This window comes from Pseudomonas sp. NPDC078416 (genome assembly GCF_050268485.1).
GTDB lineage: Bacteria > Pseudomonadota > Gammaproteobacteria > Pseudomonadales > Pseudomonadaceae > Aquipseudomonas.
The window spans coordinates 39,208-59,750 of the sequence record NZ_JBNNGV010000012.1 but is presented as its reverse complement, the minus strand read 5'-3'; the positions used below and the strand labels follow the sequence as shown (position 1 = coordinate 59,750).

Sequence of the window (20,543 nt, the reverse complement as noted above, 5' to 3'; positions counted from 1 at the left end):
GTGACCTACAGACCCAGAACGCTTCAGGAGATTAAAAGCGCATTCGCCTCCGCCTACGCAAAAATGCAGCGGACCTGATGACCATGGCGAGAGGAGGCTACAACTACATCTACAAGGAACTGGTCGCGGACAAGAGCGACATTCTGGGTAAGCTGGTTGCCCGATCATTCAACTACAAGTGAAGAAGGCGCCACCTAGGACGCTTTCCTCAATGCTGAAACGCGCTCAGCGCACCACCCCCTCCTCAACCAGCAGTTTCAAAATCGCCGCGGCCCCCTCCTGAGCAGTCACCCCCTTGAGCACCTGCCCACCGCCGCCGCTCGCTTTCGCTGTCGCGGCCTTCATGCGATCAGCGCCGCTCTTTGCTTTGATGACCTTCAAGCGTTTTGGCCGTGGTTTCGCGGGCGTCAGCCCTGCGCCGGTGAACACTTCGTCGATGACCACTTCAATCTCTTCCACATCCAGCAGACCCCGTTGCGCCGGACCGTAAGCGCTTTGACGAGGTTTCGGTGCGGCGTTATCCACAGTCGCCAGGAACGGCAATCTGACCTTGAGACGGCGGCGCTGACCTCGGGGGAGCGCTTGCAGCACCTGAGCGCTGCCATTACTCATGGACTCGACCTCAGCCAGACCCACCACTAGGGGCCAGCCGAGCTTTTCAGCCAGCAAATAAGGGAGCATGCCGGAGCCTTCGCCCGTCTCGGCCTGACTGCCGGTCAGGACCAACTGCACGCCCGACTCGCGAATGTAATCCGTCAGCCCAGGCAACGCGTCCGCGCCCGTCGGCTGAGCCAGCACGTGCAGCTCGTCCACGCCCATGCCCAGGTAGCCACGTAATGCGGGCTCTTCGGCATCACCGGCATGCAATATGTGCAAGTTATCCCCAGCCAATTGCAAACCCAGCTCCACCGCACGGGCGTCCTGCTCGGCGCGACGGGGACGTCCTGACGTCGGGTGCGCGCCGACGGAGACGAGGCTGATCACGTGTAGCGCACCTTTATCCACAGAGACACCCATTTCAGGCCGCATCGCGTTTCGCCCCATTCCGGTAAGTCTCGACCGCTTCAACCAGCGCTTCGAGAATGGCAGCGCTTTCACCGATCACCGACAGATCAGCCCGCTTGATCATGTCGCAGGTCGGGTCAAGGTTGATGGCCACCACCTTGTCGCAGGCGCCAATGCCCTGTAAATGCTGGATCGCACCGGAAATCCCGACCGCCACATACACCCGGGCAGTGACCCAGGTGCCGGACGCGCCAACCTGGCGATCACGGGTCATGAAGCCATCGTCGACGGCCACACGGGATGCGCCTTCAGTAGCGCCCAGCGCGACAGCCGTGCGGTGAAACAGCGACCAGTCCTTGACCCCGTTGCCACCCGAAAATATGAATTCAGCTTCGGACATGGGGATAAGTGCAGGATCGACCGCCACGGCGCCAAGGTCTTCGATGCGCGTCAAACTGCGCGGGACGGCTGTGGATAACTCCACGACCTGCACTTCGTGGCGCGTCTCACTGACAGGTTCGGCGCACTCCGCTTGAGCGAGAATCAGGCGTGACACGGGACGCGACAGATCCTCCGCGCCAGCACCTGCACGACCGATGCACCGTTCGCCAGCTACTTGCCAGACGCGTGTCGACGGTCGCTCACCCAGACTGGCCGCAAAACGGCGTCCCAATTCTCCCCCGCCGTTTCGGCTGTCGGGCAGCAACCAGTGATGGGGGTCGAACTGGTTATCCACAGCCCGCAAACCTTGCACACGTTGCTCGGGCGAATAACCGCTGAACTCGCTGCCTTCCAGAGTCAGGAGCCGATCCACGCCGGCGGTGTTGAACGTCGTTTCTTTGTGCTCGCCAAAAATCACCGCCAGTACAGCGCCCTCGTTGCCGGCCAGGCCATGGGCCAAGCCCAGCAGGTCGCGGTCATGGCTGCTCAGACGGCCGCCGACCATGTCGGGCACCACAGCGATATAAAAAGCCGGCGTCGCAATCCGATGCAACGGCAATTGCACATCCACCGATACAGAGCGTTTGATCGCGCCGCCCTGCTGAGCCCCGCTTCGATCAATGCGTTTGATGCCGTTGGGACCGATAAAACCGATGCCATGCACGTTTTTACGCAGCACACCGTTGGGGCCCATCCAGCTGACCTGGGCCGGTTGCATGGCGGCGTGCAAGGGATGCAGGCGGTTTCGTGCGATCCACTCAGCGCGTGGGTCACGGCGGATAATGTCGCTCATCAATGCGCCTCCGCAGGTTCACGTCGGGCCGCTGCCGGTTTTGCAGGCGCGGTGTCTTCAAGCAGCGCGTCAGCCACCAGTTCGGCGATGTCCTTGATCATCGGCCGTGGCTCGACCACGCCTTCAAGCATCGCGGTGCACTGTGGACAACCCACGGCCACCAGTTCGGCGCCGGTTTCGCGGATGTCATCCATGCGCATGTCCGGGATCCGTTGCCTGCCGGGAATGTCGGTGATCGGCGCGCCACCACCGCCGCCGCAGCAACGTGAGCGGAATCCGGACCGCACCATTTCCTTGACCTCGATGCCCAGCGCACGCAGCACATCACGCGGCGCCTGGTATTCGCCGTTGTAACGACCGAGGTAGCAGGGATCGTGATAGGTGACGCTGGCACCTTTGTGCTGGCCCAGATTCAACGCGCCGTTGACTATCAGCTCTGCCAGATAAGTGCTGTGGTGCTGTACGACGTAGTGGCCGTCGAACGCACCGTATTCGTTTTTCAGCACATGAAAGCTGTGCGGGTCGCAGGTGACGATGCGCTTGAAGTCGTACTGCGCCAGCGTCTGGATATTGCGTTTGGCGAGCATCTGGAACGTCGCTTCATCGCCCAGACGTCTCGCGACATCACCGCTGTCGCGCTCCTCAAGCCCCAGCACGGCGAAGTCGACCTTGGCCGCTTTCAGCACTTTGACGAAGGCGCGCAAGGTGCGTTGATTGCGCATGTCGAACGCGCCATCGCCCACCCAGAACAGCACGTCCACGGTTTTCCTGTGGCTCATGATGTCCAGATTCAGGTCTGCCGCCCAGTTCATGCGTCCGCCCGGGGCGAAGCCGCCCGGGTTGTCCGTTGCGATGAGGTTTTCCAACACCTCGGCGCCCTTGTTGGGCGTTGCGCCTTTTTCGAGGGTCAGATGCCGGCGCATGTCGACGATGGCGTCCACGTGCTCGATCATCATCGGGCACTCTTCCACGCAAGCCCTACAGGTCGTACACGACCACAGGGTGTCGGCGTCGACCAGTCCATTGACGATGGGTTGATGGGGATTGCCGCCATGCTCGCCAACAGGCTTGCCTTGGCCGTCAAGGGACGGATAGGGACTTCCCGCAAAGTTTGCATCAGTGCCGCCCGCCAGGCCGACGACCATGTCTTGAATCAGCTTCTTCGGGTTCAGCGGCTGGCCCGCAGCGAAGGCCGGGCACGCAGCTTCGCACTTGCCGCATTGCACGCACGCATCAAAACCAAGCAACTGATTCCAGGTGAAGTCCTTGGGTTTCTCCACGCCCAGAGGCGCAGTCCTGTCTTTCAGATCGAGGGGTTTCAGCCCTGTCGAGCGGCCTCCGCCGAAGCGCTCGGGACGACGGTGCCATGCCAGGTGCAACGCGCCGGCGAAGGCGTGTTTCATCGGGCCGCCCCATGTCATGCCGAGGAACAATTCGCAGACGCCCCACAGCACGCCAATGCCCAGAATGATCGCCAGCAACCAACCGCCGAAGTTCGCCGGCAGCACGCCCGCAACGGGCAACGTGACGATAAAGAACGAGCCCGAGAACGCCAGCAGGCTTTTCGGCAGGCGCATCCACGGGCCTTTCGACAGGCGGCTCGGCGGATGACGACGACGCAGGTACATGAAGATCGCGCCGACGAACATCACGGCCGACATCAGCAGCAGGGCATAGCCGAGGACACGGTTGTGCAGGCCAAAACCGTGCACCAGAATCGCAAGTACGATGGACGCGACCGCGCCGCCCGCCGTGGCAACGTGGGTGTTGGCGATGTATTTGTCCCGCGCGACGACGTGGTGCAGATCGACCATGTAGCGCTTGGGCATCGCCAGCAATCCGCCGAGCAGATCAACCTTGGCGGCACGCCCGTTGCGCCACAGGCTCACCCGCCGCAGCGCGCCAAGGACCGCCAGGCCCAGGGCAGCGAAGAGCAGGATGGGAAGAAGGGTGTTTAGCATGTGGAGCTCCCAAAAAACCTCGGGTGTCACAAGGGCCTTGTAGGAGCCGGCTTGCTGGCGAACCGGGCGATGCGGTGTCTCTGAAGTTCCGCGTCATCGTTCTTCGCCAGCAAGCCGGCTCCTACAGAAGCTCGCCGTCTTCTGCGGGGCGCACTGTTAAAAGTCCTTGCAGAGCCGCAACGCGTCATAGATCGCCGCATGGGTATTGCGCTGTGCCACGCAATCGCCAATGCGGAACAACAGATACCCGTCACCCGGCTGACTCAACGACGGCTGCGGCTGAATCGCGAACAGGGCGTCGATGTCTATCTGGCCCTTGTTGCGCGAACCTTCCTTCATCCCGTAATACAGCGCTTCGTCAGGACGAACGCCGTTCTCGACCACCACTTGATCGACCACCCGCTCCTCTTTGGCGCCGGTGTATTCGTTCTCCAGCACCGCGACCAGCTTGTCGCCCTCGCGGTAGACCTTCTCTAGCATCATGTCGCCGGTCATGATCACTTCTTTGGGGTACATGCTGCGGTAGTAGGTCGGGAACGACGTACCACCGATGGCAACGCCGGGTTTGATGTCGTCGGTAACGATCTCGACCTGGCAGCCTTTGTCCGCCAGGAAGTCGGCCGTGGACATCCCGGTGAACTCGCAAATGGTGTCGTAGACCAGCACGTTCTTGCCCGGCGCGACTTTGCCGTCGAGGATGTCCCAGCTGCTGACAATCAGGCCTTCAGCGGCGCCCCAATGCTCGTTCTGCTCAATGAACGGATGACCGCCCACCGCCAGCACCACCACGTCAGGGCGCAGGTCCATGATGGTCGCGACATCTGCCGCCGTGCCCAGGCGCAAATCCACCTTCAAGCGCGCCAGCTCCAGCTGAAACCAGCGCGTGATCCCGGCGATCTGGTCGCGCTGCGGTGCTTTCGAGGCCGTGGTGATCTGTCCGCCGATGGCGTCTTTCTTCTCGAACAACGTCACGTCGTGACCACGCTCAGCCGAGACGCGCGCGGCTTCCATCCCCGCAGGGCCCGCACCGACGATCACCACTTTGCGTTTTACGCCGGTGGTTTTTTCGATGATGTGCGGCACGCCCATGTATTCGCGGGACGTGGCGGCGTTCTGGATGCACAGCACGTCCAGGCCTTGATACTGGCGGTCGATGCAGTAGTTGGCACCGACGCACTGACGGATCTGATCGACCTGGCCCATCTTGATCTTGGTGATCAAGTGCGGGTCGGCGATGTGGGCGCGGGTCATGCCGACCATGTCGACGTAGCCGCCTTCGAGAATGCGGGTCGCCTGATTCGGATCCTTGATGTTCTGCGCGTGCAGCACAGGCGCCTTGACCACCTCCTTGATACCGGCCGCCAGGTGCAGAAATGGCTCCGGTGGATAACTCATGTTCGGGATAACGTTGGCGAGGGTGTTGTGGGTGTCGCACCCTGATCCGACGACGCCAAGGAAATCGATCATGCCGGTCTGGTCGTAGTACTTGGCGATCTCCTTCATGTCCTCGTGACTGAGGCCGTCCGGGTGAAATTCGTCACCGCAGATACGCAGGCCGACGCAGAAGTCCGGGCCGACTTCCTTGCGCACGGCCTTAATCACCTCCAGCCCGAAACGCATGCGGTTTTCGAAGCTGCCGCCCCATTCATCGGTCCGCTTGTTGACCCGCGGGCTCCAGAACTGGTCGATCATGTGCTGGTGAACTGCCGACAGCTCGACGCCGTCCAGGCCACCGGCCTTGGCACGCGCCGCCGCGCTGGCGTAGTTGCCGATCACCCGCCAGATTTCTTCCGGCTCGATGGTCTTGCAGGTTGCGCGGTGAACCGGCTCGCGGATGCCCGAAGGCGACAGCAGCGTCGGCCAATGATCGCCGTCCCAACGCGAACGACGGCCCATGTGAGTAATCTGGATCATGATCTTGGCGCCGTGCTTGTGCATGGCGTCAGCGAGGTTCTGGAAGTGCGGAATGATCTTGTCGGTCGCCAGGTTGACCGATTTCCACCAGCCTTGCGGGCTGTCGATCGCCACGCTGGACGAACCGCCGCAAATGGCCAGACCGATGCCGCCCTTGGCTTTCTCCTCGTAGTACTTCACGTAACGGTCGGTGGTCATACCGCCGTCGGTGGCGTAGACCTCGGCGTGCGCGGTACTCAATACGCGGTTGCGTATGGTCAATTTACCGATCTGGATCGGTTGGAACATCGCTTCGAAAGCCATGACGGAAACCTCGACTTACAACGGCTTGACGACAAACAGGCCGTCGTCGTGGCCTTCTTCCGACCCGCCGTAAACCTGCTCGGCCACGGTGCGAATTTTACTGCCGCTGGCTTCCAGCACCTGGTCCATGGCGCCGGCAAACCAGCCGGTGAACATGTAATCGACCTTGCGCCCTACTTTGCCGTAGACGTAAACGAAGGCCGAGTGCTCGAGCTTGACGCTGGCGGTGCCTTTTTCCAGATCGATGTCCTGAATCTTGAACAGACCCCAACCGCGCTGGGACAGACGATTCATGTAGTGCTCGAACACCGCAACGCCTTCGATGCCATGGCATTCGGCTTCTTTCTCGCACCAGTGCCAGGCGGACTTGTAGCCGGCCTTGTAGAGGATTTCGGCATAGGCGTCGGCGCCCAGCACTTCTTCGATGCCCATGTGGTTGTTGACGAAGAAATGGCGCGGCACGTACAGCATCGGCAGGGCGTCGGAGGTCCAGACACCGGTCTCGCTGTCGACTTCGATTGGCAATTGCGGGGCGATCTTAGCCATGGAAACTTAACTCCGGAAAATTCGTGTGGATGCCCTCTCCGCGACGGGAGAGGGGAAAATTCAGTGATCGGCGAGTGGGGCCACAGGCCTATTCGCCCCAGACGTCGCCCAGGATGCGTACCCAGTTTTCACCCATGATCTTGCGTACCACGCGCTCGGAGTGGCCGCGTTTGAGCAGGGTTTCGGTGAGGTTCGGGAATTCGCCGACGGTGCGGATGCCCAGCGGATTGATGATCTTGCCGAAGTTGGTCAGGCGGCGGGCGTAGCCTTTGTCGTGGGTCAGGTATTCGAAGAATTCCTGGCCGTGACCCTGGGTGAAGTCAGTGCCGATGCCGATCGCGTCTTCGCCGACGATGTTCATCACGTACTCGATGGCTTCGGCGTAATCGTCGATGGTCGAGTCGATGCCCTTGGCCAGAAATGGCGCGAACATGGTCACGCCAACAAAGCCGCCGTGATCGGCAATGAATTTCAGCTCGGCGTCGGATTTGTTGCGCGGGTGTTCTTTAAGGCCTGAAGGCAGGCAGTGGGAATAGGTCACGGGCTTCTTCGATTCGAGGATGACTTCCTCGGAGGTCTTCGAGCCGACATGGGAAAGGTCGCACATGACGCCGACGCGGTTCATCTCCGCGACGATTTCACGACCGAAGCCCGACAGGCCGCCGTCGCGCTCGTAGCAGCCGGTGCCCACCAGATTCTGGGTGTTGTAGCACATCTGCACGATGCCCACGCCCAGCTGTTTGAAGATCTCGACGTAGCCGATCTGATCCTCGTAAGCATGCGCATTCTGGAAGCCGAAGAGGATGCCGGTCTTGCCCAACTCCTTGGCCTTGCGGATGTCGGCCGTGTTGCGCACCTGGATCACCAGGTCGCTGTTTTCACGAATCAATTTCTGGCTGGACGCGATGCTGTTGACGGTCTGCTGAAAACCTTCCCACACCGAAACTGTGCAGTTGGCCATGGTCAGGCCGCCTTTGCGCATGTCTTCGAACAGTTCACGGTTCCATTTGGCAATGATCAACCCGTCAATGACGATGCTGTCGGCGTGTAATTCGGCTGGGCTCATCAGGCGGTCCCCTGGGGTTCTTTAATGGCCGGAAGGTCTGCCGGCGCTTTGGGGTCAGCATATGCCTGAGGGTCGGAGGAGCCGGGTGCAAAAACGACAGGGGAATTGCCGAAAGCGTCAAGAAACGACAAAGGGGGGTGATGGCGTCTTGGTATTCGGTTTGTGAGTTTTCAGGAGGCGAAGCAGTGAAGGAAGAAGCGGCAGTGGCGCTCGTGAACTGGACGCCGTGCCGGAGGAGTGCGCGGAGCACAGGATGAAGTCCAATGGACGTGCTCAAGACCTTTCACCTGATTACCGTTCGTAAAAATACATCAATACACGAAAGAGACACATCGCGAGCAGGAAAATCAGGTTCAAAAGAACGGGAACAACGATCAGCTTTTTCAGCTTCTTCGGAAACGCTGCTACTTGCTCGGCGTCTACGAGACCATGCTTTAACAGCGAGTTGGGAAACATAAGGATATACGCTACCAGACCAAGCTTCTGGACATCCCCTGTCCACTCCCAACCGCCGAACCCAAACTGGCTGCGCGATAGAATGGAGCATCGAGAAAGGTGCATATCAACTTCGTCTTCCACTTTGTAGGCAATTCGGGCCATCACCAACAAATTAAGAATTCCTAGCCCCATTATCAACATGGCTACGAGGCCAGGTGCTAGATCATTCATTTCGGCTCCAGAATCAATGCCAGTCATTACTAAATGGTTCCTGAACCGGTTTTCCCTGGTGCATGAGCCTAACTACTCGATGGACGGATATCATAGAACCATATATAAAATCCGAAAGCGACCATCGTGAACGCAGCAAAGTAACTCAGACTCCAAGCACTCACAATTAAAAGGCCAAGACCCGATAGAAATCTCCGGACTTGCCCCTCATCAATAAGTTTCTTCCTGGCATAAAGTGTGGGAATCAACAACACAGTGAAAACTGTTCCTACCCTATGACATCAGCCATGAAACCTAACCCAACAAACGCTGCCTTATGATCAGCGACAACGGTGCATCTGGAGAGCAGCCTGTCGATTCTCCGCCGTGCCACGAAGGTTGTAATGACGAGGGAGATTAGACTGAGCAGCGCAAGCCCTATGACGCAAGTGGCAATCAATCCCGGATCTATTTTTTTCATCCCAAAAACCCTTTGGCAACATATATTTTCACTGACTGAGCGACTAGTTACGGACTATATGATTTCATCCATATACTCAAAATAACCAGCGCAAACATTAGTACAGCCAGCGCTAGCCACTGAGTAACAATCATCGCCTTCAGCCTTGCCGGGAAGGTGTTGACTTGCTCTTCATCGACAATGGTTTTATTTCCAAAGACTTTAGGAATAGTTAAAAGCGCCCCTGCAACCCCCACTCTGATAATGTCCCCCATAATTCCCAAGCCGCCTAACGTTTCCTTGTTGTCCACTATCACAGAACATCTGGACAGCAACTTATCAATTTTGTCGCGAGCGTAGATGGTTACAGCCACAAGGCATATAAGATTAATGAAAAGGAGCGGTAGGACAATAAGCCCAAATATTCCAGGATCGACGCCTTTCATTCGTGAATGACCCCATATAGCGTTTTTCCAGTTCCCTCACCCACTATGTCACCTATTTTTCCTCCACCCCAACCCACTGCCGCACCCGTGATCACTGTACATGCCAAAGCTCCTGGGCCTGTGGTGAGTCCAAGCACAGTGACGCAGACTGCCGTGGCTGCATAGCCGGCGAGGAGTCCCGCCCCTGCCGAGCCGAGTAATCCTCCTGCAAGCTTCCCGCCCTCAACATACAGTGGTCCGGCCAGACGAGGCGCCACCCGCAGAGGTTGCGGTCGCCGATGCGGTCTGATGGGTACCGAAGTTATAGCCGAGGATTTCGATCCAGTTCTTGTGCTGGTCGTCGAGGCTCTCACCCGGGATGCCGTCGAATTGGATAAATGCGTCGAGCGCCATGAGTTCTCTCCCTGAGTTGCTTGGTTATTTGAGAGTGCCGGTTAACGGCGCGGATTGGATCCTACCCAAAGAAACTCGCTACAAAAACCCTGATGGAAAATTTCAGACTTTTCCGTAGGACGGTTCTTTTACTTCGCGAATATTCGAGAAAACCCCCTATCTGACGCATCAGAAGTCCAAGCGTCGCGAGCAAAAACGACTGCAAAATGGTCGAAACCGTCAACAAGCGACGCTGGCTCACGGCGTACGGTCGATGCCCGCATTTGATACCTGTTCTTTGCCTCGCGCTTGGGCGAGAATCCATTCCATCTCTGACTCGGAAAGCCCTAATGAAAACCATGTTTCTGGCTCTGGCTCTATTCGCGACAGGTGCTCATGCAGCAGCCAATCCGGCCGCCAATCCTTGTGACGGCGTTGAAGAAGATCAGCAGACGCTTGAGTGCTCGGTGTACAGCCGTGACACGGCGGAGAAGTTGCTGACCGAGAATGTTCAGAACGTGCTTGAGCGTGTGCAGACGCAGTTCGGGGCGAACAAGGCCCAGGCCGAGGAATTCGCCACCAAACTCAAGGCGGCTCAGGAAGCCTGGAAAAAACTGCGTGACGCGGATTGCGCTGTTGAAGTGTTCCCGGCCAAGCCCGGTACCAAAGAATTCAACATCGACCAGAACGATTGCCTGACCCGCGCCAGCGACGAACGATCGGAGTATCTGGACACCGTCGCGCAGTCTGAGTGATCCCGAATGCGCTACCCTGACGCCCTTCCCGAGCTCAAGGTATGCACATGAACATCTGCGGCGTAGAAATCAAAGGCAGCGAGGCCATCTTCGCTGTCGCCACCCGCGCGTCCGGCGCGCTCGAACACGTTCCATTGCCAACCAAGAAGATCGCACTCGAAGACGACGATGAAGCCGCCAACGTCAAAGCGTTCGCCCGCCAGATCGAGGCCTTCGTGCGTGACAATGGTATTGGTCATATCGCGATCAAAAAGCGCAGCAAGAAAGGCGAGTTCGCCGGCGGCCCGACGACGTTCAAGATCGAGACCATCTTCCAGCTGCTGGAAGACTGTGTCGTCATCCTGCTGTCGCCTCAAACGATCAATGCACAGATGAAAAAGCACAGCTTTGAACTGCCGACGGCGCTGAACAAGTATCAGCACGAGGCTTACAAGGCGGCGTGCTCGGCGCTGATGAAGACCAAGTAAGCAATACGCTCACTTGGGCTTTCTTCGTTGCAGCAGCCATTCGCCGAGCGCCTTGTCTTCCAAGGCGTACGCGCCGCGACTGGATTTCCACACCAGCTCTTTGTCACGGAGCGCATCGATCGCCGCCTGGATGGTCTGAGTGCCAGGCACCACTTCGCTGCCCAGCGCCTCCAGTGCCTTGCTCACTGCAAGCAATGTCGCATCAGCGAAGGGTGCGAACGGCTGATTATCGAGGGCGCGGTCAGCCATCACTTCCAGCACCGCGCGCTGAGGCAACGTCAAGGCGTTGTAGGCGCTTTCGAACTCCTCCCACACGCCTGCTCGCAGCAACCGGGCGCTGTCATGCAGCAGTTGACCCAGATTCTCGGCGTCGCCCAGCTCAAGCGCCACATCGCCGATGATTGAACGCAGCATTTCGGGGCGGCGCCCTACCAGCTCGAATGCGGAGTCGATATCGGCTGCGGAAAACTGGTTGGTGAGGGCCAGATGGCTGTTGAGATGGGCCGTGTAGGCCTTCGTGAAGTCTTTGCCCAACAGCGGAAACGGAGTGATGCTCGATCCATAAAAAGGCTGATTTTTGTTCAATACCAGATGGGCCAGCTTGTCTCGGTTCGAGCCAGTCAACACTAGCCGCAAGGCGCCGTTGCCTTGCTCATGACCTTGATTCAGTTCGTCCCGTGCGGCCTTCAACGCAAACATTGCGTTGACCCCGGCTTCACTGGTCAAGGCGTGCTGAGCTTCATCGATGATCAGCACGATCATCTTCTGCGACGCACTGTGCAACAGCTGCAACGCCTGCGTTAACGTCGAGCCCGCTGGCAATTGCGGCGTGGTGAAGTCCCAGGACAGGGTGCGCAGGAAATTGAGTTTGTCCACGCCGGCTGATTTGGCGAGCTTGCGAATGCCCTTTTCGTACGGCACCAACGCAACCGCGATCGCCGCACTGATCAGGTCTGCAGGGTCCTGCTCCCGGTCAGCCCACAGATCAACGTAGACGGGCAGCCAGCCCTGGCTCAGACAGTGCGGTACCAGATCCTCGCGCAGGAAGGTGCTCTTGCCGGTACGACGTGGCGCCGCGAGGAACAGGCCTGATGAGTAATCGTGCAGTCCTTCGCCGGTCAAACCTTCGGCGACGGTGGACGCGAGGCCAGTGCGCTTGAACACAAAACCAGTGCGTTTGCTCATGATTTATACCCAATTATTGCTCGGACTATAATTTATAGTCGCGAGTATAATTTACAATAATCAGGAGTCAAACAGCCTTCACCTCACGCGTGCGGCCTCGATCCTCCCTCGGGCACACCACAAACCTCGCCCTGTAACTGCGGGTGAAATACGACGGCGACTCAAACCCGCACGCAATGCTGACTTCCAGCACGCTCATGTCGCTCTGACGCAGCAGCTGCCTGGCTTTGTCCAGCCGCAGGCCGAGGTAGAAGTTGCTCGGCGTGTCGTTCAGGTGTAGACGAAAGAGCCGTTCCAACTGGCGCCGCGTCACCTGAATCCCTTCTGCCAGTTCCAGCGTGCTCAGCGGCGGCTCGGTGTGCTGCTCCATCACGCCGATGACCTGAACCAGCTTCTTGTTGTTGATGCCGTAGCGCGTGGCGATTTGCATGCGCTGATGGTCCTTGCGCTGGCGTATGCGCCCGAGGACGAACTGCTCGGAGACCTTGATCGCCATATCCGCGCCATGGGCCTGCCCGATCAGGTCGAGCATCATGTCGATGGAGGCGGTGCCCCCGGCCGACGTAATACGGCGCCGGTCGATCTCGAACAATTCCTGCGTCGCTTGCAGCCGGGGGTAGGTTTCCTTGAAGGCGTCGAGCGCCTCCCAGTGCAGGGTCAGGCGATAACCTTCCAACAGACCGGCTTGGGCCAGGACAAAACTACCGGTGTCGATCGCCCCAAGCACCACGCCTTCCAGGTCCAGGCGGCGCAGCCAGTGCTCTAGCGTCCCCGTATAAAACTTCAGTGGATCGACGCTGCCCATCACCCACAATGTCGCACCTTTTTTCAGCGGCTCCAGCGCCGCATCGGCGTTCACCGACATGCCGTTGCTGGCAATCACGGGACCACCGTCGACGCTCAGGATGTGCCAGCGGAACAGCTCGCCGCCGAAGCGATTGGCGACGCGCAACGGCTCCAGCGCCGACACGAAGCCCATCATCGAAAAGCCGGGGATCAGCAGAAAGTAGAAATCCTGGGACATCGTGGGCGCGTTCCTTGGGATTTGAGCGGCTTGGGCGATTTGGGCTAGACGTGATCGGAAACGAAACTGCTTCCCGGGCCCGATCATCAAATACACCTCTTGCCGATTGGCAGCAACAGCACAGGTCGCTGCTGTGCAAGACCGTGTCGCCGCTGTGCGTTTTGAGGGGCTCGACGCTGCGTAGCTTTGCTTCTCAAAAGCGGGCCGCAAACGTCCGCGTCACCGCCGGCCTGCAAGGAACCTCACCCATGAATCACGACGTCATCATCACCTGCGCACTGACCGGTGCTGGCGACACGACCGGGAAAAGCCACCTGGTCCCTATCACGCCCAAGCAGATCGCCGCAGCCGCGGTCGAGGCCGCCAAGGCCGGGGCGACGGTCGTGCACTGCCATGTGCGCGATCCCGAGACCGGCAAGTTCAGCCGCGACGTCGAGCTTTACCGCGAAACCATGGACCGCATCCGTGAAGCGGACATCGACATCATCGTCAACCTGACTGCGGGCATGGGCGGCGATCTGGAAATCGGCCCGGGCGAACGTCCGACCGATTTCGGCCCCGGCACCGATCTGGTCGGTCCGCTGACCCGGCTCGCACACGTCGAAGCACTCCTGCCGGAAATCTGCACGCTGGATTGCGGCACCCTCAATTTCGGCGACGGCGACACCATTTATGTGTCCACGCCCGCGCAACTGCGGGCCGGGGCGAAGCGAATCCAAGAGCTGGGAGTTAAGGCCGAACTGGAGATTTTCGACACCGGCCACCTGTGGTTTGCCAAGCAGATGATGAAAGAAGGCTTGCTGGACAACCCGCTGTTTCAGCTGTGCATGGGAATTCCGTGGGGCGCGCCGGCGGACACCACCACGATGAAAGCCATGGTCGACAACTTGCCTGCTGACGCGGTGTGGGCTGCCTTCGGTATCGGCCGCATGCAAATGCCGATGGCGGCGCAGGCGGTATTGCTCGGCGGCAACGTGCGGGTCGGTCTGGAGGACAACATCTGGCTCGACAAAGGCGTGCTCGCCAGCAACGGCGCGCTGGTCGAGCGCGCCAGCGAGATTCTCAGCCGCCTGGGCGCCCGGGTTCTGACCCCGGCCGAGGGCCGCGTGAAGATGGGCCTGAAAAAGCGGTTTTGATCCCCACACACATCCTGCCGTGCAGGAGTGAGCTTGCTCGCGATAACGGTGTGTCAGTCACACATCGGGGCAGATAAGTAGCTATCGCGAGCAAGCTCACTCCTACAAGGTCCTCGACACTTTTTGAGTAACCGACATGACCTTCATCACCACCATCAAAACCTTCGCAGCTTTGGGCAGCGGTGTCATTGGCAGCGGTTGGGTGGCGCGCGCGCTGGCTCATGGCCTGGATGTCGTGGCCTGGGACCCGGCGCCGGGAGCAGAAGCAGCGCTGCGCAAACGCGTCGCCAACGCCTGGCCGGCGCTTGAGCAAAAGGGCCTGACGGCGGGCGCTTCCCAAGAACGTCTGCGCTTCGTCGACACCATTGAGGAGTGCGTTCGCGACGCCGACTTCATTCAGGAAAGCGCCCCGGAGCGCCTTGACCTCAAACTGGATCTGCACAGCAAGATCAGCGCGGCGGCCAAGCCTGACGCGATCATTGGTTCCAGCACTTCCGGCCTGCTGCCGTCGGAGTTTTACGAAAGCGCCACGCACCCGGAACGGTGCGTGGTGGGCCACCCGTTCAACCCGGTTTATCTGCTGCCGCTGGTTGAAGTGGTCGGCGGCAAAAACACCGCGCCGGAAGCGGTGCAGGCAGCGATTAAGGTCTACGAATCACTGGGCATGCGCCCTCTGCATGTGCGCAAAGAAGTCCCCGGTTTTATTGCGGATCGCTTGCTCGAGGCGCTGTGGCGTGAGGCCCTGCATTTGGTGAATGACGGGGTGGCGACCACCGGCGAAATCGATGACGCCATCCGTTTCGGCGCCGGCCTGCGCTGGTCATTTATGGGCACCTTTCTGACCTACACCCTGGCCGGCGGCGATGCGGGCATGCGTCACTTCATGGCGCAGTTCGGCCCGGCGCTGAAGTTGCCGTGGACTTATCTACCGGCACCGGAGCTGACCGACAAGCTGATTGACGATGTGGTCGATGGCACCTCGGATCAGTTGGGTACCCATAGCATTGCGGCGCTGGAGCGGTATCGCGATGACTGCCTGCTGGCGGTACTTGAAGCGGTCAAAACCACCAAGGCAAAACATGGAATGGCGTTTGAGGATTGATACGCCAGCATCACATCGACTGGACTCACGCCTTCGCGAGCAAGCTCACTCCTACAAGGGCATGGGATCACTTGTAGGAGCGCGCTTGCCCGCGAATAAGCCGTTCAGTTAACAAAGATTTCAGCCTTGGGAATCCTATGCCCGCACTCATTACTTACAAAACCTCGGTCCTCGCCGATTGGGTTGACTACAACGGCCACCTGCGCGACGCCTTTTATTTGCTGATTTTCAGCTTCGCCACAGACGCCTTCATGGACCGCATCGGCCTTGCCGGTGACGATCGGGATGCGAGCGGCCACTCGCTGTTCACGCTCGAAGCGCACATCAACTTTCTGCACGAGGTAAAGCTTGGTGAGCCGGTGGAAGTGCGTACGCAAATCATCGGACACGATGGCAAGCGGGTGCAGCTTTATCACGGGCTGTACAAGGCAGACGGGGATATCGAGTTGGCAGCGAGCGAGCAGATGCTGCTGCATGTGGATCTGGCGGCCGGGCCTAAATCGGCGCCGTTCAGCGAAGTGTCGCTGCAGGCGTTGCGATTGCTGAGCGAAGCCCAACATGACCAGTCGGCTCCGGCGCATGTCGGGCGGATCATCGCCCTGCCCGGCAGACAAAACACCCTGTAGAAACGAGGATTAAGGCCACAAAAAAGCCCGCATCACTGCGGGCTTCTTCATTTCGGCAAATCGTTCAGAAAACGATCAATTCACTTTGGCGTTCAGCTCGCCTTTGGCATAACGCTCGAACATCTTCTCCAGGGAGATCGGCTTGATCTTGGAGGCGTTGCCGGCGGTGCCGAATGCTTCGTAACGAGCGATACACACGTCGCGCATGGCCGATACGGTTTTCGCCAGGTACTTGCGCGGATCGAACTCGCTCGGGTTTTTCGCCATGAACTCGCGGATAGCACCCGTCGAGGCCAGACGCAGGTCGGTGTCGATGTTGACCTTGCGCACGCCGTGCTTGATGCCTTCAACGATTTCTTCGACCGGCACGCCGTAGGTTTCTTTAATGTCGCCGCCGTACTGGTTGATGATTTTCAGCCATTCCTGCGGAACGGAAGAAGAACCGTGCATCACCAGGTGGGTGTTCGGAATGCGCTTGTGGATCTCTTTAATCCGCTCGATCGCCAGGATGTCGCCAGTAGGCGGCTTGGTGAACTTGTAAGCGCCGTGGCTGGTGCCGATGGCGATGGCCAGTGCGTCGACCTGAGTTCTTTTAACGAAATCGGCCGCTTCTTCCGGGTCGGTCAGCATCTGGCTGTGATCCAGCATGCCTTCTGCGCCGACGCCGTCTTCTTCACCGGCCATACCGGTTTCCAGTGAGCCCAGAACACCCAGCTCACCCTCAACAGAAACACCGCAGGCGTGAGCCATGGCGACGGTTTCCTGAGTGACGCGTACGTTGTAATCGTAGTCCGCAGGGCTTTTGCCGTCTTCGCGCAGCGAACCGTCCATCATCACCGAGCTGAAGCCCAGCTGGATGGAACGTTGGCAAATGGCCGGGCTGGTGCCGTGGTCCTGGTGCATGACCACCGGGATGTGCGGGAATTCTTCGATTGCCGCCAGGATCAGGTGGCGCAGGAACGGTGCGCCCGCGTATTTGCGCGCACCGGCCGAAGCCTGAACGATCACCGGAGAATCGGTCTTGTCGGCCGCTTCCATAATGGCGCGCATTTGTTCCAGGTTGTTCACGTTGAATGCAGGGACGCCGTAACCGAATTCGGCTGCGTGGTCCAACATCTGGCGCATGCTGATAAGTGCCATTGTCTGTCTCTCTCCCGGTGGGGTCGTTAATCGTGCGTGCCGTATTGGCGGCTATTCAAATTATAGGGGTCGATTGCTCAGTCATCGCCCCGGTGCAGCCTCGTTCGAACTGCTCGGCCCTTTAGGGCGCCTTGCAGCCACGACCGATCAAATCGTTGGTAGCGTCCCAGTAGACCAGGCCTTCGCTGCCTTTGTTGTCGAACGCCAGCACGCCGTTACTGTAGAGCGCGCCGGAAGCCCCGGGCGACGCTTGCAGACGGAATACCTGCTCGCTCTGATTGAGGCGTACATCCACCTCCTTCTTCGCGGCATCGGCGTACTTCCAGAAAATCTCGGCTTTGCTGTCGCAGACCCAGTGGGTCCAGGGGGCTGCCGGTTCCGAAGCCTTCATGCTGGCGCAACCGCTCAGCAGCATCAGTGTCGCAAGGGCTAACAAGCCTTTCATTACTACTCCTGAATCCCTCGCATCGCATGACGGATGTCAATCACGGCGGGGGCAATGCTGTTCCTGTATTCCGGCACACCTTTCGCTGACATTCAGTGATCCACTGAAAATCAGTGGTCAACTGAAGATCAGTGACAGGGGACTGGTCCCACGGCAGGCATGAATTCGTATTTTTCCCAGACTTCAGGCCCGCCACGCTTGTAAACGATCGGAACGGTTTCCGCCTGCCAGCCCGCCTGATAGCAGCTGAGCTGAAGCAATCCCGGCGCCGCGCTCGACGCCGTTTCCGCTTCAGGCTTGCTCGCGCAGCCGACCAGCAAGCCCGCCATGATCAACAGCGGTAATGGCTTGACCATTTCACTCCCCTTCACCTTGGCCGGTCAGGCCTTGGCGCGTTGTTCCAGAACTTCCACGGCAGGCAGAACCTTGCCCTCGACAAACTCGAGGAACGCACCGCCGCCTGTAGAGATGTAGGAGATCTTGTCGCCTACACCGTATTTGTCGATGGCGGCCAAGGTGTCCCCCCCGCCAGCGATGGAAAATGCAGAACTCTCAGCGATTGCGTGAGCCAGCGTCTTGGTGCCTTCGCCGAACTGATCGAACTCAAATACGCCGACCGGGCCGTTCCACAGAATAGTCTTGGAAGATTTCAGCAGTTCGGCAAAGTGCGCAGCGGTCTGCGGACCGATGTCGAGGATCATGTCGTCCTCGGCCACATCGGCGATCAACTTGACGGTGGCTTCGGCATCGGCGGCGAATTGCTTGGCAACCACCACGTCGACCGGCAACGGCACGCTGACCTTGGCGGCGATGGCTTTGGCGGTCTCAAGCAGGTCCGGCTCGTACAACGATTTGCCAACCGGGTGACCCGCCGCCGCCAGGAAGGTATTGGCGATGCCACCGCCGACAATCAGCTGATTGCACTTCTCGCTGAGGCTGTTAAGCACGTCCAGCTTGGTGGAAACCTTGGAGCCGGCAACGATGGCCGCCATTGGCTGGGCCGGATTGCCGAGGGCCTTGCCCAACGCGTCAAGTTCAGCGGCAAGCAGCGGACCGGCCGCAGCGACTTTGGCGAACTTGGCCACGCCGTGGGTCGAGCCTTCCGCACGGTGGGCGGTGCCGAAGGCGTCCATCACGAACACATCACACAAAGCGGCGTACTTCTGCGCCAGCTCGTCAGCGTTCTTTTTCTCGCCCTTGTTGAAGCGCACGTTCTCGAACAGCACGATATCGCCCGCCTTGACGTCGACACCATCCAGGTATTCCGCGACCAGTGGTACTTCACGACCGAGGGCCTTGCTGAGGTAGTCAGCGACCGGCTTGAGGCTGTTCTCGGCGGAAAACTCGCCCTCGGTGGGGCGACCCAGGTGCGAGCAGACCATGACGGCTGCGCCTTTCTCCAGCGCCAGCTTGATGGTTGGCAGCGACGCGAGAATGCGCGCATCGCTGGTCACCACGCCGTCTTTGACCGGAACGTTGAGGTCTTCGCGGATCAGTACACGCTTACCTTGCAGGTCGAGGTCGGTCATCTTCAACACGGTCATGAGGCATTCCCTGTTTTTACTATTGTTTATGAATGGTGTGCAGGTAGTGATCGGCGACATCCAGCATGCGATTGGCAAAACCCCACTCGTTATCGAACCAGGCCAGGATGTTCACCAGCCGAGGGCCCGAGACCCGCGTCTGGCTGGCATCAATGATGGCCGAGTGCGGGTCGTGGTTGAAATCGCAACTGGCATGCGGCAATTCGGTATACGCCAGCAGTCCCTTCAGAGGGCCGCGGGTAGCGGCCTCGCGCAGGATACGGTTGACCTCGACAGCATCGGTATCACGAGCGACCTGCAGCGTGATGTCCAGGCACGAGACGTTCACCGTCGGCACACGAACTGCTTTGGCCTGAATTCGGCCGGCAAGTTCCGGAAGCAGCCGCTCGATGCCCCGCGCCAGACCAGTGGACACCGGGATGATCGATTGAAAGGCCGAGCGCGTGCGGCGCAAGTCTTCATGATGATAGGCGTCGATCACCGGTTGATCGTTCATCGCCGAGTGAATCGTGGTGATGGTCACGTATTCGAGGCCCAGCTCGCGATTCAGCAGGTCGAGCAACGGCACGCTGCAATTGGTGGTGCACGACGCGGCAGACACCAGCCGCTCATCGCCCGTCAGGGTTTCCTGATTGATGCCGTAGACGATGGTGGCGTCCACGTCGGCTTCGCTGGCCATGGGCTGGGAAAACAACACCCGTGGCGCGCGGGCCGAAAGAAAGCGCTCGCCGTCAGCACGCGTGTTGTAGACGCCGGAGCATTCGAGCACCAGATCCACGTCGAGCGAGCCCCAGTCGATGCCTTCCGGCGTCGCGCTGCGAAACACTTTGATGACGTGGTCGTTGATGTGCAGAAAATCGCCTTCGACCCGCACATCGCCGGGAAACCGGCCATGGGTGGAGTCAAAGCGCGTGAGGTATTCGAGACTGGCCATGTCGGCCAGGTCGTTGATTGCCACTACGTCAAAGCCAGCCTTCGCCCCTCGCTCGCACAGCGCGCGCAGCACGCAGCGGCCGATGCGACCGTAACCATTAAGGGCGACTTTATAAGGGCGTGGCTGAGGCATGGGGTTCTCAAAATCTTGAGTGGTACAGAGAACCTGTAGGAGCGTGGCTCGTCCCGCGATCTGCCGGGGACCGGCAGCAGACCCGCGAATGCAGTGTG

20 protein-coding genes and 1 pseudogene are annotated in these 20,543 nt (G+C 59.4%); 5 read left to right on the top strand and 16 right to left on the bottom strand.

All coding sequences use genetic code 11. From position 1 onward, the window contains the following. Window positions 1–225 precede the first annotated feature (225 nt). The 9 genes and pseudogenes from ACQKEN_RS13325 to ACQKEN_RS13285 form a co-directional block, all read right to left on the bottom strand. Window positions 226–1,029 carry an electron transfer flavoprotein subunit beta gene (locus ACQKEN_RS13325; protein ID WP_427686062.1) on the bottom strand — a complete coding sequence of 268 codons (804 nt, stop codon included), beginning with the start codon at window positions 1,027–1,029 and terminating at the stop codon, window positions 226–228. Next, entirely contained in the window at window positions 1,019–2,239 is a 1,221-nt protein-coding gene (locus ACQKEN_RS13320; protein ID WP_427686061.1) for an electron transfer flavoprotein subunit alpha/FixB family protein, read from the bottom strand. Before ACQKEN_RS13320 ends, ACQKEN_RS13325 begins: the two co-directional genes overlap by 11 nt. Continuing rightward, entirely contained in the window at window positions 2,239–4,200 is a 1,962-nt protein-coding gene (gene dgcB / locus ACQKEN_RS13315) for a dimethylglycine demethylation protein DgcB (RefSeq protein ID WP_427686060.1), read from the bottom strand. The genes ACQKEN_RS13320 and dgcB overlap by 1 nt, the downstream gene beginning before the upstream one ends. A 156-nt stretch (window positions 4,201–4,356) precedes the next feature. Continuing rightward, the gene (gene dgcA / locus ACQKEN_RS13310) at window positions 4,357–6,417 is read right to left on the bottom strand and encodes a dimethylglycine demethylation protein DgcA (protein ID WP_427686058.1); all 2,061 of its coding nucleotides are present in this window, start codon (window positions 6,415–6,417) and stop codon (window positions 4,357–4,359) included. Window positions 6,418–6,432: 15 nt separating this feature from the next. Then, window positions 6,433–6,963, bottom strand: coding sequence for a 4-vinyl reductase (locus ACQKEN_RS13305; protein ID WP_133775540.1), 531 nt, complete (start codon window positions 6,961–6,963; stop codon window positions 6,433–6,435). 88 nt (window positions 6,964–7,051) lie between these two features. Next, on the bottom strand, window positions 7,052–8,029 hold the full coding sequence (locus ACQKEN_RS13300) for a dipeptidase (protein ID WP_074886739.1): 978 nt from the start codon (window positions 8,027–8,029) through the stop codon (window positions 7,052–7,054). A 291-nt stretch (window positions 8,030–8,320) separates the two neighbouring features. Continuing rightward, complete coding sequence (locus ACQKEN_RS13295) at window positions 8,321–8,725, bottom strand: hypothetical protein (protein WP_427686055.1); 405 nt, start codon at window positions 8,723–8,725, stop codon at window positions 8,321–8,323. 480 nt (window positions 8,726–9,205) lie between these two features. Further along, on the bottom strand, window positions 9,206–9,583 hold the full coding sequence (locus ACQKEN_RS13290) for a hypothetical protein (protein ID WP_427686053.1): 378 nt from the start codon (window positions 9,581–9,583) through the stop codon (window positions 9,206–9,208). 228 nt (window positions 9,584–9,811) lie between these two features. After that, a pseudogene (locus ACQKEN_RS13285) lies at window positions 9,812–9,976 on the bottom strand (type VI secretion system tube protein Hcp); the annotation flags it as partial. Window positions 9,977–10,305: 329 nt separating this feature from the next. Here ACQKEN_RS13285 and ACQKEN_RS13280 point away from each other — a divergent pair. Further along, entirely contained in the window at window positions 10,306–10,710 is a 405-nt protein-coding gene (locus ACQKEN_RS13280) for a lysozyme inhibitor LprI family protein (RefSeq protein ID WP_192135020.1), read from the top strand. Between the two features lie 47 nt (window positions 10,711–10,757). Next, window positions 10,758–11,177 (top strand): DUF3010 family protein, encoded by a 420-nt coding sequence (locus ACQKEN_RS13275; RefSeq protein WP_427686051.1) that lies wholly within the window; start codon window positions 10,758–10,760, stop codon window positions 11,175–11,177. Window positions 11,178–11,186: 9 nt separating this feature from the next. On the opposite strand, the gene ACQKEN_RS13270 is transcribed toward ACQKEN_RS13275, so the two are convergent. Beyond that, complete coding sequence (locus ACQKEN_RS13270; protein WP_427686049.1) at window positions 11,187–12,362, bottom strand: hypothetical protein; 1,176 nt, start codon at window positions 12,360–12,362, stop codon at window positions 11,187–11,189. 67 nt (window positions 12,363–12,429) lie between these two features. Continuing rightward, the gene (locus tag ACQKEN_RS13265) at window positions 12,430–13,386 is read right to left on the bottom strand and encodes a GlxA family transcriptional regulator (protein WP_427686047.1); all 957 of its coding nucleotides are present in this window, start codon (window positions 13,384–13,386) and stop codon (window positions 12,430–12,432) included. Between the two features lie 248 nt (window positions 13,387–13,634). Between ACQKEN_RS13265 and ACQKEN_RS13260 the strand changes: the two genes are divergently transcribed. The 3 genes from ACQKEN_RS13260 (at window position 13,635) to ACQKEN_RS13250 (ending at window position 16,250) form a co-directional block, all read left to right on the top strand. Continuing rightward, on the top strand, window positions 13,635–14,522 hold the full coding sequence (locus ACQKEN_RS13260) for a 3-keto-5-aminohexanoate cleavage protein (protein ID WP_065991245.1): 888 nt from the start codon (window positions 13,635–13,637) through the stop codon (window positions 14,520–14,522). A 136-nt stretch (window positions 14,523–14,658) separates the two neighbouring features. Continuing rightward, window positions 14,659–15,624 carry an L-carnitine dehydrogenase gene (locus ACQKEN_RS13255; protein WP_427686045.1) on the top strand — a complete coding sequence of 322 codons (966 nt, stop codon included), beginning with the start codon at window positions 14,659–14,661 and terminating at the stop codon, window positions 15,622–15,624. A gap of 137 nt (window positions 15,625–15,761) precedes the next feature. Beyond that, window positions 15,762–16,250: a thioesterase family protein gene (locus ACQKEN_RS13250; RefSeq protein WP_427686043.1), complete on the top strand. Its 489-nt coding sequence runs from the start codon at window positions 15,762–15,764 to the stop codon at window positions 16,248–16,250. 75 nt (window positions 16,251–16,325) lie between these two features. Here the strand turns inward: ACQKEN_RS13250 and fba are convergent, their stop codons facing one another. The 5 genes from fba to epd all read right to left on the bottom strand — a co-directional run bounded on the left by fba (window position 16,326) and on the right by epd (window position 20,445). Then, window positions 16,326–17,390, bottom strand: coding sequence for a class II fructose-bisphosphate aldolase (fba, locus tag ACQKEN_RS13245; RefSeq protein ID WP_065991242.1), 1,065 nt, complete (start codon window positions 17,388–17,390; stop codon window positions 16,326–16,328). Window positions 17,391–17,511: 121 nt separating this feature from the next. Beyond that, window positions 17,512–17,835: an MliC family protein gene (locus ACQKEN_RS13240; RefSeq protein ID WP_065991241.1), complete on the bottom strand. Its 324-nt coding sequence runs from the start codon at window positions 17,833–17,835 to the stop codon at window positions 17,512–17,514. A gap of 128 nt (window positions 17,836–17,963) precedes the next feature. Continuing rightward, window positions 17,964–18,191 (bottom strand): hypothetical protein, encoded by a 228-nt coding sequence (locus tag ACQKEN_RS13235; RefSeq protein ID WP_427686040.1) that lies wholly within the window; start codon window positions 18,189–18,191, stop codon window positions 17,964–17,966. Window positions 18,192–18,215: 24 nt separating this feature from the next. Further along, window positions 18,216–19,379, bottom strand: a complete 1,164-nt coding sequence (locus ACQKEN_RS13230; RefSeq protein ID WP_133775550.1) for a phosphoglycerate kinase — start codon at window positions 19,377–19,379, stop codon at window positions 18,216–18,218. Window positions 19,380–19,398: 19 nt separating this feature from the next. After that, on the bottom strand, window positions 19,399–20,445 hold the full coding sequence (gene epd, locus ACQKEN_RS13225) for an erythrose-4-phosphate dehydrogenase (protein WP_427686038.1): 1,047 nt from the start codon (window positions 20,443–20,445) through the stop codon (window positions 19,399–19,401). Window positions 20,446–20,543 lie beyond the last annotated feature (98 nt).